The sequence below is a fragment of the Kitasatospora sp. NPDC032121 genome (genome assembly GCF_055580145.1).
The window spans coordinates 777625-791885 of record NZ_JBVILX010000001.1 but is presented as its reverse complement, the minus strand read 5'-3'; the positions used below and the strand labels follow the sequence as shown (position 1 = coordinate 791885).

General features: G+C 72.8%; 13 protein-coding genes and 1 pseudogene. 6 read left to right on the top strand and 8 right to left on the bottom strand.

Features of this window, described 5'->3' with window-relative positions; translation table 11 throughout:
• Window positions 1-76: 76 nt before the first annotated feature.
• The 5 genes and pseudogenes from lpdA to cobU form a co-directional block, all read right to left on the bottom strand.
• Window positions 77-1483: a dihydrolipoyl dehydrogenase gene (lpdA, locus tag ACZ5OX_RS03625; RefSeq protein ID WP_263455757.1), complete on the bottom strand. Its 1407-nt coding sequence runs from the start codon at window positions 1481-1483 to the stop codon at window positions 77-79.
• A gap of 518 nt (window positions 1484-2001) precedes the next feature.
• Window positions 2002-3504, bottom strand: a complete 1503-nt coding sequence (locus tag ACZ5OX_RS03620) for a leucyl aminopeptidase (RefSeq protein ID WP_465628555.1) — start codon at window positions 3502-3504, stop codon at window positions 2002-2004.
• A gap of 258 nt (window positions 3505-3762) precedes the next feature.
• Window positions 3763-4554 carry an adenosylcobinamide-GDP ribazoletransferase gene (locus tag ACZ5OX_RS03615; RefSeq protein ID WP_465628554.1) on the bottom strand — a complete coding sequence of 264 codons (792 nt, stop codon included), beginning with the start codon at window positions 4552-4554 and terminating at the stop codon, window positions 3763-3765.
• 87 nt (window positions 4555-4641) lie between these two features.
• Window positions 4642-5766 (bottom strand): nicotinate-nucleotide--dimethylbenzimidazole phosphoribosyltransferase, encoded by a 1125-nt coding sequence (locus tag ACZ5OX_RS03610; protein WP_465628553.1) that lies wholly within the window; start codon window positions 5764-5766, stop codon window positions 4642-4644.
• Between the two features lie 28 nt (window positions 5767-5794).
• Window positions 5795-6448, bottom strand: a pseudogene (gene cobU / locus ACZ5OX_RS03605) (bifunctional adenosylcobinamide kinase/adenosylcobinamide-phosphate guanylyltransferase); the annotation flags it as partial.
• A 37-nt stretch (window positions 6449-6485) separates the two neighbouring features.
• Between cobU and ACZ5OX_RS03600 the strand changes: the two are divergent.
• Window positions 6486-6686, top strand: a complete 201-nt coding sequence (locus ACZ5OX_RS03600; RefSeq protein ID WP_392869445.1) for a hypothetical protein — start codon at window positions 6486-6488, stop codon at window positions 6684-6686.
• A gap of 22 nt (window positions 6687-6708) precedes the next feature.
• Here the strand turns inward: ACZ5OX_RS03600 and ACZ5OX_RS03595 are convergent, their stop codons facing one another.
• Complete coding sequence (locus ACZ5OX_RS03595; RefSeq protein ID WP_392870075.1) at window positions 6709-7431, bottom strand: class I SAM-dependent methyltransferase; 723 nt, start codon at window positions 7429-7431, stop codon at window positions 6709-6711.
• A 197-nt stretch (window positions 7432-7628) separates the two neighbouring features.
• Complete coding sequence (locus ACZ5OX_RS03590; RefSeq protein WP_449790758.1) at window positions 7629-8228, bottom strand: DUF3043 domain-containing protein; 600 nt, start codon at window positions 8226-8228, stop codon at window positions 7629-7631.
• A 301-nt stretch (window positions 8229-8529) separates the two neighbouring features.
• Between ACZ5OX_RS03590 and ACZ5OX_RS03585 the strand changes: the two genes are divergently transcribed.
• Window positions 8530-9336, top strand: coding sequence for a PspA/IM30 family protein (locus tag ACZ5OX_RS03585; RefSeq protein WP_392869442.1), 807 nt, complete (start codon window positions 8530-8532; stop codon window positions 9334-9336).
• A 37-nt stretch (window positions 9337-9373) separates the two neighbouring features.
• Window positions 9374-9667 carry a PspA-associated protein PspAA gene (pspAA, locus tag ACZ5OX_RS03580; protein ID WP_392869440.1) on the top strand — a complete coding sequence of 98 codons (294 nt, stop codon included), beginning with the start codon at window positions 9374-9376 and terminating at the stop codon, window positions 9665-9667.
• 102 nt (window positions 9668-9769) lie between these two features.
• Here pspAA and nadA read toward each other — a convergent pair whose 3' ends face one another.
• Window positions 9770-10954 carry a quinolinate synthase NadA gene (gene nadA, locus ACZ5OX_RS03575; protein ID WP_392869438.1) on the bottom strand — a complete coding sequence of 395 codons (1185 nt, stop codon included), beginning with the start codon at window positions 10952-10954 and terminating at the stop codon, window positions 9770-9772.
• A 191-nt stretch (window positions 10955-11145) separates the two neighbouring features.
• Between nadA and ACZ5OX_RS03570 the strand changes: the two genes are divergently transcribed.
• The 3 genes from ACZ5OX_RS03570 to ACZ5OX_RS03560 all read left to right on the top strand — a co-directional run bounded on the left by ACZ5OX_RS03570 (window position 11146) and on the right by ACZ5OX_RS03560 (window position 14248).
• Window positions 11146-12069: an NADP-dependent oxidoreductase gene (locus ACZ5OX_RS03570; protein WP_465628552.1), complete on the top strand. Its 924-nt coding sequence runs from the start codon at window positions 11146-11148 to the stop codon at window positions 12067-12069.
• Between the two features lie 160 nt (window positions 12070-12229).
• The gene (locus tag ACZ5OX_RS03565) at window positions 12230-12694 is read left to right on the top strand and encodes an Lrp/AsnC family transcriptional regulator (RefSeq protein WP_049651848.1); all 465 of its coding nucleotides are present in this window, start codon (window positions 12230-12232) and stop codon (window positions 12692-12694) included.
• A 186-nt stretch (window positions 12695-12880) separates the two neighbouring features.
• The gene (locus ACZ5OX_RS03560; RefSeq protein ID WP_465628551.1) at window positions 12881-14248 is read left to right on the top strand and encodes a pyridoxal phosphate-dependent decarboxylase family protein; all 1368 of its coding nucleotides are present in this window, start codon (window positions 12881-12883) and stop codon (window positions 14246-14248) included.
• Window positions 14249-14261: the final 13 nt, after the last annotated feature.

The following is a 14261-nucleotide window of genomic DNA, read 5'->3' as shown; positions in this document are numbered from 1 at the left end:
TCAGCGACTCCTATCAAGTCTTGCGTACGGGAAGTACTTGCGTACGGGAAGTACCGGGAAAGGGGGTGGGGCGTGATCAGTCGTGCGCGTGCAGCGGCTTGCCGGCCAGCGCCAGGTGCGCCTCGCCCAGGGCCTCGGACTGGGTCGGGTGCGCGTGGATGAGCTGCGCGACCTCGGCCGGCAGGGCCTCCCAGTTGTAGATCAGCTGGGCTTCGCCGACCTGCTCGCCCATGCGGGCGCCGACCATGTGGACGCCGACCACGGCGCCGTCCTTGACCTGGACGAGCTTGATCTCGCCGGCGGTCTTCAGGATCTTGCTCTTGCCGTTGCCGGCCAGGTTGTACTTGAGGGTGACGACCTTCTCCTTGCCGTACAGCTCGACGGCCTTGGCCTCGGAGATGCCGACGGAGGCGACCTCGGGGTTGGAGTAGGTCACGCGCGGGACGCCGTCGTAGTCGATCGGCATCGGCTTGAGGCCGGCCAGGCGCTCGGCCACCAGGATGCCCTCGGCGAAGCCGACGTGGGCCAGCTGCAGGGTCGGGGCGAGGTCACCGACCGCGGAGATGGTGGGCACGTTGGTGCGCATGTACTCGTCGACCAGGACGTAGCCGCGGTCCATCGCGACGCCGTTCTCCTCGTAGCCGAGGCCGGCCGAGACCGGGCCGCGGCCGATGGCGACGAGCAGCAGGTCGGCGTCGATCTGCTTGCCGTTCTCGGTGGAGACGCGGACACCGGTCTCGGTGTACTCGACGCCCGAGAAGCGGGCCTTCAGCTCGAACTTGATGCCGCGCTTGCGGAACGCGCGCTCCAGCAGCTTGGAGGAGTTCTCGTCCTCCAGCGGGACGAGGTGCGGCAGCGCCTCGACGATGGTGACCTCGACGCCGAAGGACTTCCAGACCGAGGCGAACTCGACGCCGATCACGCCGCCGCCGAGGATGACGGCCGACTTCGGGATGCGGTCGAGCTTGAGGGCGTGGTCCGAGGAGATCACGCGGTTGCCGTCGATCTCCAGGCCCGGGATCGAGCGCGGCACGGAACCGGTGGCCAGGACGATGTGGCGGCCTTCGATGCGCTGGCCGTTGACGTCCACCGAGGTCTGCGAGGAGAGCTTGCCCTCGCCCTGGATGAAGGTGACCTTGCGGGACGCCACCAGGCCCTGGAGGCCCTTGTACAGGCCGGCGATGACGTCGTCCTTGTACTTGTGGACGCCGTTGATGTCGATGCCCTGGAAGGTGGCCAGCACACCGAACTCGGCGGCCTCCTTCGTCTCGTCCGCGATCTCCGCGGCGTGCAGGAGAGCCTTGGTCGGGATGCAGCCGCGGTGCAGGCAGGTGCCGCCCAGCTCACCCTTCTCGACCAGGGCAACGCTCAGGCCCAGCTGAGCGGCGCGGAGCGCCGCGGCGTAACCGCCGCTTCCGCCTCCGAGAATGACTACGTCGAAAACGGTGCTGGCGTCGTTCGCCACGTCACGTCCTCCATGCATGGGGTGGGTCGCCGGGCCGGTCGCGGTCCGGTGTGTCGGAAGCCTTTGTGGGGCGCCCAGTCGTGCCGGAAATACATCTTCGCACTTGTTCACGGTGGCTGATGTCCGGGCCCGAGTCAGGGGTGTCCCGCGGAGCGGTCACCGGGGCGGGAATGCCCCCGACGGAAGGGCATCATCGCAGCTCAGCGAGGTGTTGACAGCCGCCGGACGCGCGTCGGCCGCGCCGCTCGCCGCAGCTTCTTCCGCAGTGCGGAACAAAGTTTCGCCCGCAGCGAACAGGGGTGCGCCCCGGCGCCCCGACCTACTCGCAGGTAACCCGGCCGGAACTCCGGAACGTCCGGCCGGAACGCCGACGGGGCCCGGCGCACGCGCGCCGGGCCCCGTCGCAGCGGGTCCCCGACCAGGAGCCCCCTCGATCGGGGTCCTGGATCGGGCCTCGCCGGTTCGGTCTCGCCGGTTCAGGCCGTTCCGGTTCAGGCCGCTCCGGTTCAGGCCTTGCCGGTTCAGGCCGCTCCGGTTCAGGCCTTGCCGTTCGCCCTCTGCTCGGCGAAGCGGACCAGGGTGCGCACCGCGCTCGCGGTGCCGCCCTTCGGGGTGTAGCCGTACGGCGCGCCCTCGTGGAACGCCGGGCCGGCGATGTCCAGGTGCGCCCAGTCGGTGCCCTCGGCCACGAACTCCTTCAGGAACAGGCCGGCCACCAGGCCGCCGCCCATCCGCTCGCCCATGTTGGCCAGGTCGGCGATGGTCGACTCGGTGAAGCCCTTGCGCAGGTCGGCCGGCAGCGGCATCGGCCAGGACTGCTCGCCCGCCTCGCCGGCCAGGACGTGCAGCTCCTCGCGCAGCTCGTCGTCGTTGGCCATCACGCCGAAGGTGCGGTTGCCCAGGGCCAGCACCATGGCGCCGGTCAGGGTGGCCACGTCGACGATGACGTCCGGGTTCTCCTCGCCGGCCCGCACGATCGCGTCGGCCAGCACCAGGCGGCCCTCGGCGTCCGTGTTCAGGACCTCGACGGTCTTGCCGCCGTACATCTTCAGCACGTCGCCCGGGCGGGTGGCGGAGCCGGACGGCATGTTCTCGGCCAGCGCCAGCCAGGCGGTCACGTTGACGACCAGGCCCAGGCGCTTGGCGGCCACCACGGCGGCGAACACGGCGGCGGCGCCGGCCATGTCGCACTTCATGGTCTCGTTGTGGCCGGCCGGCTTCAGCGAGATGCCGCCCGAGTCGTAGGTGATGCCCTTGCCGACGAAGGCGAGGGTGGCCTTGGCCTTCGGGTGGGTGTAGGCCACCTTCACCAGGCGGGGCGGGTTCTCCGAGCCGCCGCCGACGCCCAGCAGGCCGCCGAAGCCGCCCTTGGTCAGTGCCTTCTCGTCCAGCACCTCGACCTTGAGGCCGTGCTCCTTGCCGGCCGCCTGGGCGATCGCGGCGAAGCTCTTCGGGTTCAGGTCGTTCGGCGCGGTGTTGACCAGGTCGCGGGCCCGGTTCATCTCCTCGCCGATCGCGGCGGCGCGCTCCACGGCGGCCTTGGCGTCCTTGCTGCCCTTGCGGACGGTCAGCAGGACCAGCTCGCCGACCGGCTCCTTGCCGTTGCCGTCGCCCTTGTACGCGCCGAAGGCGTACGAGCCGAGCAGACCGCCCAGCGCGACCGCCTCGACCTCCGCGGCGGACTCGGCCGGCAGGGCCAGCGCGGCCTTCTTGGCACCGGCCAGGGTGCGGGCGGCGACACCGGCGGCGCGGCGCAGCGTCTCCAGCTCGTAGGCGCCCTCGGCGGCCTCGCCCAGGCCGACCGCGAGCACGAGCGCGGCCTTCAGGCCGGCGGGGGAGGGGACCTTGACGGCCTCGCCCTCGGCGCCGGTCGCGCCCAGGGTGCTGAGGACCTCGGTCAGCTTGCCCTCGAACGCCTCGTTGACGGCCTCGGCGCCGGGGGCCAGCACGATGCCCTTGGGGCCCTTCGCGACACCGACCACCAGGGCGTCCGCGCGCAGCGAGGCGGCGGAGGAGGTGCTCACAGACAATGCAGTCACGTAATGCGTCCTGTTCTTTCGCGGTCCACGGCCGGCCACGGCGAGGCTGCCGCACCGGCGCAGCCCGCCGTCGCAGGCCGTCCGCCGGCGGGCCTCCGCGGGTCCGGGCCCCCTGGTGCGCGCGGCCGTCCGCGCGGCCGCGCACACCAGAGGCCCCGGCTCCTCGGTGCGCGCCGGGCGGGCAGGACCTGCCACGGTGCAGGGCTGCGGTGCTCCACGCATGGTAGTCCGCATGCTGGGATCACGCGCCGCCCGGTATCAGCCGAGCAAGGCCAGGGCGAACAGCGAGGCGGTCGCGGCGGTTTCGGCCATCGCGCCGAGCACGTCGCCGGTGATCCCGCCGAACCGCCGCACACACCGGCCGAGCAGCAGTCGGGCGCAGCCGGTACCGAGCACAACGGCCAGTGGGAGAAAGAGAATTGACCATCCGTCGAACAGTCCCGCGGCGGCCAGGGCGAGCGCCGCGGCGGCCGTTGCGGCGGCGGCCCCGGCGGGCGGCACGGTGCCCGCCACCATCGCCCCCAGCCCGCCGGGCCGGGCGGCCGGCACCGACCGCAGGCAGCCCCAGGAGAGCGCGCACCGGGCGGCCGTCGCCGAGGCGAGCACCGCGAGCGCGCCGCGCAGCGGGGAGTGGTCGAACTGCCCGGCCAGTGCGGCGACCTGGGCGAGCAGCACGAGGACCAGGGTCAGTACGCCGAACGGACCGATGTCGGACTGCTTCATGATGCGCAGCGCGTCCTCGGCCGGCTTCCCGCTGCCCAGCCCGTCGGCGACGTCCGCCAGACCGTCGAGGTGCAGCCCTCGGGTCAGTCCGGCGAGCACCCCCACCGCGGTCACCGCGCCGAGCAGCCCGCCCGCCCGCCAGGCCACCAGCGCCCCGGCCGGGGCCGCCAGGGCCCCCAGCACCAGCCCGACCAGCGGGGCCGTCAGCATCGCCCGGGCCGCCGCGGTCCGGTCCCACCGCTCCACCCGCACCCGCAGGACGGACAGCGTCCCGAACCCGAACCTCAGGCCGTCGGCCCAGCCGGCCCGATCGCCGCCGCTCGCCATGAATCGCGTTCCTCTCACGAACAAGCAAGAACGCCCCTGACCAGGGGCGTTCTTGTGGGGTGTCAAGCAGTCAGCCGGGCCGTGCCGCTACAGCTTCCGCAGCAGGTCCGCCGCCGAGGGCAGCTTGGGCTGCTCCCTCGGCGCGCTCGGCGCGGCCGGTACGAACGGCTTCGGCGCCTCGTCGGCGAGCACGTCGCCCGCGGCCTGGAGCAGCGGCAGCGCCAGCAGCGCGCCGACGCCCTCGCCCATGGTGATGCCCTGGTCCTGCAGCGGCGTCAGGGTCAGCCGGTCGTACGCCTTCGCCTGGGCCGGCTCGCCGCTGGACTGCCCGGCCCGCCACCACTCCGGGGCCCGGAAGGCGATCCGCTGCGCGACCAGCGCGCAGGCCGCCGAGACCACGCCGTCCAGCACCACCGGCAGCCGTCGGACGGCCGCCTGGAGCAGGAAGCCGGTGATCGCCGCGAAGTCGGCCCCGCCGGTGGCGCCGAGCAGCGCCAGCTGGTCGCCGAGCACCGGCCGGGCCCTCCGCAGCGAGTCCCTGATGGCGGCGCACTTGACCATCCACACGCGGTCGTCGATGCCGGAGCCGCGCCCGGTCACCGCCGCCGCGTCCGTCCCGCAGAGCGCGCCGACCAGCACGCCGGCCACCGTGGTGGCGCCGACCCCGAGGTCGCCGAGCAGCACCAGGTCGGTGCCGGCGTCGGCCTCCTCGTCGGCGACGGCCATGCCGGCCCGGAACGCCCGGACGGTCTCCTGCGCGGTGAGCGCGTCCTCGACGTCGATCCGCCCGGAGCCGCGCCGGATCCGGCGGGCGACCACCTCGTCCGGGAACTCGTGCGGGTCGGCGTCCACCGCGACGTCGACGACCCGCACCTGGGCGCCGTAGCGCGCGGCCAGCCGGGACACCGGCGCGCTGCCGTCGAGCACGGCCCGCACCCGGGCCGCGGTGCCGCCCTCGGCGGGCATCCGGGAGACTCCGAGCGCCGCCACGCCGTGGTCGGCGGCGAACAGCAGCACCTTGGGGGCGGAGACCGGCAGCACCGGCGAGCGCCCCTGTACGGAGGCCAGCCAGCTGCCCAGCTCCTCCAGCCGGCCGAGCCCGCCGCGCGGCCGGTCGGCCGCCTGCCAGCGTTCCTCGGCGGCCCGCCGGGCGCTCTCGTCGGGGCGCTCGACGAGCGAGGAGAACGTATCGAGATCCACGGTCGTGTCCATCGTCCGGAAGGCTACACGCCGAAGGTGTTCAGTTTGAGGCTGGCTTGACGTCCGGCTTGATGGTGAGCGCCTGTCCGGCCACCACCAGCAGGACGCGCTCCGAGGCGTCCGCCACGGCCATGTTGAGCCGGCCCAGGGTGTCGCGGAAGCGGCGGCCCGCGGGGGTGGCCGGGACGACGCCCATGCCGACCTCGTTGCTCACCGCGACGGCCGTCCGTCCGGTGGCGGCCCAGGCCCGGGCCAGCGCGTCGCAGCGGCGCCGCACGGCGGCCTCGCCGCCGTCCGCCCAGACCGCGTCGTCCCAGGCGCCGCACTCGTCCATCACGGCGGTCAGCCACAGGGCGAGGCAGTCGATCAGCACCGGTGCCGGGTCGGCCGGGTCGGCGAGCACGGCCTCCAGGTCGCAGGTCTCGGCGGTGCGCCAGCTCCCCGGCCGGCGCTCCCGGTGCAGCGCGACCCGCTGGGCCCACTCGGCGTCGCCGTCCCGGGTGCCGCCGGTGGCCACGTACAGGACGTCCGGGTGGTCGGCCAGCAGCTGTTCGGCGCGGGTGGACTTGCCGGAGCGGGCGCCGCCGAGCAGCAGCGTGCGGGGCAGCGGGGGACGGGTGGGCTCGGGTGGGGTCGCCATGCCGCCATCCTGCCCGAGAGGTATACGGCGGGTCGGGTCGGGCAGGCTATGGTGCGCAGCACACAGGCAGCGTCAGTGGGAGGAGCCGGGCATGGTCTGGACGTGGCGGTACGAGAAGGCGGACGGCAGCGCGGTGACGCCCGGCGGCGGCCAGGAGGAGTTCGCCGGCCAGGGGGACGCCGAGACCTGGATCGGGGAGACCTGGAAGCAGCTCGCCGAGGAGGGCGTGGACACCGCGGTCCTGCTGGAGGACGGCAACAAGGTCTACGCGATGAGCCTGCACGAGGGCTGAGCCCGGGGCCGGGCGCGCGGGGCTACTTCGCCCCGATCACGTGCAGGAGCGCGGCGACCTGCCGGTACGGGTCGGTGCGGCCGGCCCGGTCCTCGGCTTCCAGGAGCTGGGCCAGCTGCCGCCCGTCCACCGGCGGGGCCGCGTCGTCCGCGGCGTTGTCGGTGAAGACCCGCACGCCGTACCAGTGCCGCAGCGGCACCGACACCTCGGAGAGGGTGACGGTGAGGTCGGAGAGCCGGTCGGCCCGTGCGGCCAGTCCGACCCGGTTGTAGTACCGGTCGCTCTCGAAGGCGTGCAGGGCGGCCCGCCAGTCCCCGGCGGCGGCCGGCCGCAGGGCGAGCGAGTCGCGGTTGCGGACGAGCAGCGAGAGCAGTCCCCCGGGCGCCAGCAGCCGGGCCAGCGAGGCGATCATCGGGTCCGGGTCGGGCAGGTACGTCAGCACGCCGTGGCAGAGCACCACGTCGAAGCTGCGCGGGCCGAACCAGCGTCCGCACTGGTGGCCGTCGCCGCTGAGCAGCTGCATCCGGCCGCGGACCTCCGGCGGCTCCTCGGCGAGCGCCGCCTGGGCGACGCCGAGCGCGACCGGGTCGGAGTCGATCCCGGTGACGTAGTGGCCGGCCCGGGCCAGCCGCAGCGCCTGGGTGCCCTGGCCGCAGCCGATGTCGAGGACGCGCTGCGCGCTGCGGCCGGACAGCTGTTCGGCGAGCTGGCGGGCGACGAGCTCCTGGCGGACGAAGTTGCGCAGTCCGCCGGGCCGGGTCGGCCAGGCGGCGGTGCCGCCCGCGAAGGACCCGCTGCGCGAGGGCAGCCGGCGCTCCTGCGCGATCCGGTCGTGGCCGCCCTCGCCCTGCCCCGGAAGCGTGCGCCCCTGTCCGGGAACCGCGTAGAGGCCGGGCCCCTCCCAGGAGGGCGGAGCCCAGCCGGAGTCGACCGGTTCGGCGGTCAGGGCTTCTCCCCGCGCCGCACCTGCGGCTTGGGCAGGCGCAGCCGGCGCATCTGGAGGGTGCGCATGATGCCGTACGCGACGGCGCCGCGGGTGTTCTGCCCGGCGAAGCGCTCGGCCAGCTGCTTGCGCAGGCCGAGGCCGAGGCGGACGAAGTCCAGGACGACGAACACGAAGAACAGCAGGAACAGCAGCGTGGAGAGCAGCTGGAGGGTCGGCACCTTGACGATGCTGAGCACCAGGATGACCACGGCGGCCGGCAGGAAGAACTCGGCGAGCGACCAGCGGGAGTCCACGTAGTCGCGCGCGAACTTGCGCACCGGGCCCTTGTCACGGGCCGGCAGGTGGCGCTCGTCGCCGTTCATCAGGGCCTGGCGCTGCTTCTCGCGCTCGGCGCGCATCCGCTCGCGCCCCTGGCGGGCGGCCTCCTTGCGGTCCTTGGGCACGGTCACCCGGGTACGCCGGTTGGCCTCGGCCTCACTGCGCTTGGGGGTGGGGCGGCCCTTCTTGGCCTGCGGGTCGCGGGCCTGGGTCGTCTCGTCCTGCTTCTCCAGCACGGTGGCGGAGGCGGCGGCATCATCTGAACGGCGTCGGAACACACCACCAGCGTACGGGGTGCCGGGCGGCTTCCAGGGGTGACCTCGGACCCAAACGCATATCGATACCGCAGGGACGGCGTCCGGGCCGCGTTTCCGGGGGCCTTCCCGTAGGGGATCAGTCGGATGGACGATGGGAGGTATGAGGGGCGGATCCACCCGGGGGAGGAGGAAACGCCTCCGGTCGCTGTAGCAGTCTTGTTGCAGGCAGGTGCACTGCGGCGACGGGCTCGCTGCACATACACTCGTCGTGTCTGGTAACGAGATAGAGACCGCAGGCCGGAGAAGGGGGCACCCGAGGCCCATGAGCGACGGAATCATGAAGCGTATGGGGCTGATCTTCCGCTCCAAGGCGAACAAGGCCTTGGATCGGGCGGAGGATCCGCGTGAGACGCTCGACTACTCGTACCAGAAGCAGCTCGAGTTGCTGCAGAAGGTACGGCGCGGTGTCGCGGACGTCGCGACCTCGCGCAAGCGGCTCGAGCTCCAGCTGACCCAGCTCCAGCAGCAGTCGGCCAAGTACGAGGACCAGGGCCGCAAGGCGCTGTCGCTCGGCCGCGAGGACCTCGCCCGCGAGGCGCTGACCCGCAAGGCCAACATGCAGTCGCAGATCACCGACCTGGAGACGCAGTACCAGCAGCTCCAGGCCGAGGAGGAGAAGCTCACGCTCGCCTCCCAGCGACTTCAGGCCAAGGTGGACGCCTTCCGCACCAAGAAGGAGACCATCAAGGCGACGTACACGGCCGCGCAGGCGCAGACCCGCATCGCCGAGTCCTTCTCCGGCATCTCGGAGGAGATGGGCGACGTCGGCCTGGCGATCCAGCGTGCCGAGGACAAGACCGCCCAGATGCAGGCCCGCGCCGGCGCCATCGACGAGCTGCTCGCCTCCGGCGCGCTCGACGACGCGAGCGGTCTCGGCCGCAAGGACGACATCGAGGCCGAGCTGGAGCGCGTGGCCGGCGGTTCCGACGTCGAGCTGGAGCTGGCCCGGATGAAGGCCGAGCTGTCCGGCCCGTCCTCGGCCGGTCCCGCCGCGATCGAGCAGGGCAAGCAGCCGGGTGCCCAGCCGCAGCCGCAGCAGGACACTCCGCGCATCAATTACAACAAGTGATCTGAGCTCGACCCCACGAACCAGGGAGACGCACGGCATGATCATGAGGGTCATGGGTGAAGGGCAGTACGAGGTGGGCGAGGACCACCTGAACCTGCTCAACGAGCTCGACGCGGAGCTTGTCACCGCAGTGGAGTCGGGGGACGAGACGCTCTTCCGCCAGGCCTACGGCAAGCTCATCGACGCGGTGAAGCAGTTCGGCACCCCGGTGCCGCTGGATTCCCTGGAGCCGTCCGAGCTGATCCTGCCGAGTGCCGACGCGACGATCGACGAGGTCCGCGAACTGCTCATGGCCGACGGCGAGGGCGTGATCCCGGGCTTCCCCGAGTAGCGCCTGCGGCTGCTGCCAGACGAAAGGGCGGGCCCCCTCCGGTGGGAGGGGGCCCGCCCTTCGTGCGTACGGCCGCGGGTTCCCGGGCCCGGGAACTGCGGACTACGGCAGGGCCAGCATCCGGTCCAGCGCCGCCTTGGCGTACTTCTCGGTCTCCGGGTCGACGGTGATCACGTTCGGCACCCGGCCCTCGACCAGCGACTCCAGCGCCCAGACCAGGTGCGGCAGGTCGATCCGGTTCATGGTCGAGCAGAAGCAGACCGCGCGGTCCAGGAAGACGATCTCCTTGTCCGGGTGCGCCTTGGCCAGGCGGCGGACCAGGTTCAGCTCGGTGCCGATGGCCCACTTGGAGCCGGGCTCGGCGGCGTCCAGTGCCTTGATGATGTACTCGGTCGAGCCCACCATGTCGGCGGCCGCGACGACCTCGTGCTTGCACTCGGGGTGCACCAGGACGGTCACGCCGGGGATCCGCTCGCGGACGTCGTTCACCGAGTCCAGGCTGAACCGGCCGTGCACCGAGCAGTGGCCGCGCCAGAGGATCATCTTCGCGTTCCGCAGCTGCTCGGCGGTCAGGCCGCCGTTGGGCCGGTGCGGGTTGTAGACCACGCAGTCGTCCAGCGAGAAGCCCATGTCCCGCACCGCGGTGTTGCGGCCGAGGTGCTGGTCGGGCAGGAACAGCACCTTCTGGCCCTGCTCGAAGGCCCACTCCAGGGCGCGCTTGGCGTTGGAGGAGGTGCAGATGAGGCCGCCGTGCCGGCCGGTGAAGGCCTTGATGTCGGCGGAGGAGTTCATGTACGAGACCGGGACGGTCACGTCGGCTATGCCGGCGTCGGTCAGCACGTCCCAGCACTCGGCGACCTGCTCGGCGGTGGCCATGTCGGCCATCGAGCAGCCGGCGGCGAGGTCCGGCAGGACGACCTGCTGCCGGTCGCTGGTGAGGATGTCCGCGGACTCGGCCATGAAGTGCACGCCGCAGAAGACGATGTACTCGGCCTCGGGGCGGGCCGCCGCGTCGCGGGCGAGCTTGAAGGAGTCGCCGGTGACGTCGGCGAACTCGATCACCTCGTCGCGCTGGTAGTGGTGGCCGAGGATGAACACGCGGTCGCCGAGCGCGGCCTTGGCCGCGCGGGCGCGCTCGACGAGGTTCGGGTCGGAGGCCGGGGGGAGGTCACCGGGGCATTCGACGCCGCGCTCGCTGTTCGGGTCGGCCTCGCGGCCGAGCAGCAGCAGAGCGAGCGGGGTCGGGGTGGGGTCGACGCCGTGGGTCTCGGTGATGGTGGTGGTCACGGGCGGGTGCCCTTCTGTGCGGCCGAGCTAGCGGTGGGGCCTTTTCGTCTAACTGACGCTATCTATTCTAACCGCTTAGCGTCAGAGTGACGATGGCCATCCTGTCGATGTGACGAGAACCGCTCGTCGAAACGGATGCTTCCGCCGGTGGCCGAATCGATATTTCCAAGCCCGCGGGTATGGCTGAGCCCATGAAAGCAATCGCGATCAACCGCTACGGCGGCCCCGAGGTGGTCGAGTACACCGACCTGCCCGACCCCAAGGTCGGCCCCGACTCCGTGCTGGTCGAGGTCCGGGCGGCCGGGGTGAACCCGGTGGACTGGAAGGTCAGGGACGGCGCCCTGGACGGCATCCTCGACGCGCACTTCCCGCTGGTCATGGGCTGGGACGTGGCCGGCGTGGTCCGCGCGGTCGGCGGCGCGGTCACCGAGTTCGCCCCGGGCGACGAGGTGTTCGGCTACGTCCGCAAGGACGCCGTCGAGCACGGCACCTACGCCGAGCTGGTCTCCGCCCCCGTCCGCACCCTGGCCCGCAAGCCGGCCGCGCTGGACTGGGCGCAGTCCGGCGGCCTGCCGCTGGCCGGGCTCACCGCCCTCCAGAGCCTGCGGGCACTGCGCCTGGCCGAGGGGGAGACCGTCCTGGTGCACGCCGCCGCCGGCGGGGTCGGCCATCTCGCGGTGCAGCTGGCCAGGGCCGCCGGCGCCCGGGTGATCGGCACCGCGGCCGAGCGCAACCACGACTTCCTGCGCGGCCTCGGCGCCGATCCGGTGGCCCACGGCGAGGGCCTGGTCGACCGGGTCCGTGCGCTCGCCCCCGACGGGGTGGACGCGGCGCTCGACCTGGTGGGCCACGGCGCCGTCCGGGTCTCGGCCGAGCTGGTGGCGGACCCGGGCCGGATCGCCTCGGTCGCCGACTTCGGGGTCAAGGCGGTCGGCGGCCGGTACGTCTGGGTCCGCCCGGACGCCGGCGGCCTCGCCGAGCTGGCCGCGCTCGCCGACGACGGGCGGCTGACCGTCACCGTCGCCTCCACCTTCCCGCTGGCCCAGGCCGCCTCCGCCCAGGCGCTCAGCGCCGAGGGCCGCACCCGGGGGAAGATCGTGCTGCTCGTCCCGTGACGGCTTCCCGACGTCCCGTGACGGCCTCCCGCCCGTCATCCGGCGGCGGTGAACTCGTCCAGGTCATCCGCCAGAATGGTGACGAACCGTTTCGGTAGTGGCAGTCCGCCGCCCGGAGCGACCCCGCCGACCCCCGTACGACCCGTGGAGCCCCGTACCCATGACCAGCAGCCGAGCGCACGAGGTGGTCGGGGCCGACCTGGACGAGACCGACCGGCTCCTGCTCGCCCGGCTCGGCAGCGACGGCCGCGCCTCGTACGCCGAGATCGGCCTGCAGGTGAACCTCTCCGCCACCGCCGTGCGCCGGCGGATCGACCGGCTGCGGGCGCGCGGCGTGGTGCGGGGCTTCACCGTGGTGCTCGACCCGTCCGTGCTGGGCTGGCAGACCGAGGCCTTCGTCGAGGTCTACTGCCGCGAGCGCACCGCCCCCGAGGAGATCCTCGCCAGCCTGCGGCAGTTCCCCGAGGTGGTCGCCGCCTGGACGGTCACCGGCGACCCGGACGCCCTGGTCCACCTGCGGGCCGCCGACATGCGCCACCTGGAAGCCGTCATCGAGCGCATCCGGCGCGAGCCCGGCGTGCAGCGCAGCCGCTCCTCGGTGGTCCTCTCCCAGCTCATCGGGTAGCGCCCGCCGGCCGTACGCAGGAATCCTGCGCGGACCCGCCCGAAGACGCCCGAAACCTGCCTGACCAGCCGCGTTCCGACGCGCGGCGGGGCGTCCGCGCTGCCTACTCTGATCACGTCCGGTCGTCGCGGTGAAGCCTCCCGCCGACCGGGCGCCCCCCGACACCCCACGCCGAGAGGGACAGCCGTGTCCGCAGCACCCGACCGCATGCACCGGCCCGACAACGAACTGGTCGACCTGGTTTTCGACTACATGCGGGAGCGGCTGCAGTACGACCCCGTCCCGCTCGACCACCCCGGTGACGGCGAGCACCTGCGCGCCCAGCTGGCCGGCCTGCTCAACCAGCACGGCAACAACCCGGTCGACGTGCTCAAGCTGTACGACCACGAGCTGTCCCGGGCGGTCATCTCCGCCGACAGCCCGCGCTACCTGTCCTTCATCCCGTGCGCCCCGACCAAGGCCGCGCTGCTGTTCGACATGGTCGTCTCCTGCGCCTCCCTGCAGGGCATCTCCTGGCTGGAGGCGGCCGGCGCGATCGCCGCCGAGAACCAGGTGCTGCGCCTGATAGCCGACCGGGCGGGCCTGCCCCAGTCGGCCGGCGGCACCTTCGTCTCCGGCGGCTCGGCCGGCAACCTCTCCGCCCTGGTCGTCGCCCGCGACACCGCCCGCCGCCGGCTGGGCGTCGGCCCGGAGGCCCGGCTGCGGATCGCCGTCGCCGACCAGGTGCACTCCTCGGTCAAGAACACCTTCAACATCATCGGCGTCGAGGCCTTCAAGGTCCCGACCGTCGACCGGCGGTTCACCGGCGAGGCGCTGCGCGCCGCGCTGGCCGCCGACCCCCACCCCGAGACGGTGATCGCCGTCGTCGGCACCGCCGGCACCACCAACGAGGGCATCGTCGACGACCTCAAGGGCCTGGCCGAGGTCGCCCGCGAGCGCGACCTCTGGTTCCACGTGGACGGCGCCTACGGCGGCGCCGGCCTGTTCGCCCCCTCGGTGCGCGAGCGCTACGACGGCATCGAGCACGCCGACTCCTTCGTGGTCGACCCGCACAAGTGGCTGTTCGCCCCCTTCGACTGCGCCGCGCTGATCTACCGCAACCCGCAGCTCGCCCGCGCCGTGCACACCCAGGACGCCTCCTACCTGGACGTCCTGCACACCGAGGGCGACGAGTGGAACCCCACCGACTACGCCTACCACCTGACCCGGCGCGCCCGCGGCCTGCCGCTCTGGTTCTCGCTGGCCGTGCACGGCGTCCAGGCCTACACCGACGCCATCGAGGCCGGACTCACGCTGGCCCGGGAGACCGCCCAGCTGATCCGCGAGACCGAGCACCTGGAGCTGCTGTTCGACCCGCAGCTCTCGGCGGTCTGCTTCAAGCGCGTGGGCTGGACCAACGACGACTACTACCGCTGGTCGCAGCAGCTGCTCGCGGACCAGATCGGCTTCGTCACCCCCACCGGCTGGGACGGCGAGACGGTCGCCCGCTTCGCCTTCCTGCACCCCGGCACCACCATGGAGATGGTCCGGGAGATCCTGGACACCATGGTCTGAGTCCCCTGACGTC

What these genes read in the sequence shown, in the direction of transcription:
- ACZ5OX_RS03600 (WP_392869445.1), top strand. Translation starts at nt 6,486, where the DNA reads ATGGTCTGGACGTGGCGGTACGAGAAGGCGGACGGCAGCGCGGTGACG.
- ACZ5OX_RS03570 (WP_465628552.1), top strand. Translation starts at nt 11,146, where the DNA reads ATGAAAGCAATCGCGATCAACCGCTACGGCGGCCCCGAGGTGGTCGAG.
- ACZ5OX_RS03565 (WP_049651848.1), top strand. Translation starts at nt 12,230, where the DNA reads ATGACCAGCAGCCGAGCGCACGAGGTGGTCGGGGCCGACCTGGACGAG.
- ACZ5OX_RS03615 (WP_465628554.1), bottom strand. Translation starts at nt 4,554, where the DNA reads ATGGCGAGCGGCGGCGATCGGGCCGGCTGGGCCGACGGCCTGAGGTTC.
- ACZ5OX_RS03585 (WP_392869442.1), top strand. Translation starts at nt 8,530, where the DNA reads ATGAGCGACGGAATCATGAAGCGTATGGGGCTGATCTTCCGCTCCAAG.
- pspAA (WP_392869440.1), top strand. Translation starts at nt 9,374, where the DNA reads ATGATCATGAGGGTCATGGGTGAAGGGCAGTACGAGGTGGGCGAGGAC.
- lpdA (WP_263455757.1), bottom strand. Translation starts at nt 1,483, where the DNA reads ATGCATGGAGGACGTGACGTGGCGAACGACGCCAGCACCGTTTTCGAC.
- ACZ5OX_RS03610 (WP_465628553.1), bottom strand. Translation starts at nt 5,766, where the DNA reads ATGGACACGACCGTGGATCTCGATACGTTCTCCTCGCTCGTCGAGCGC.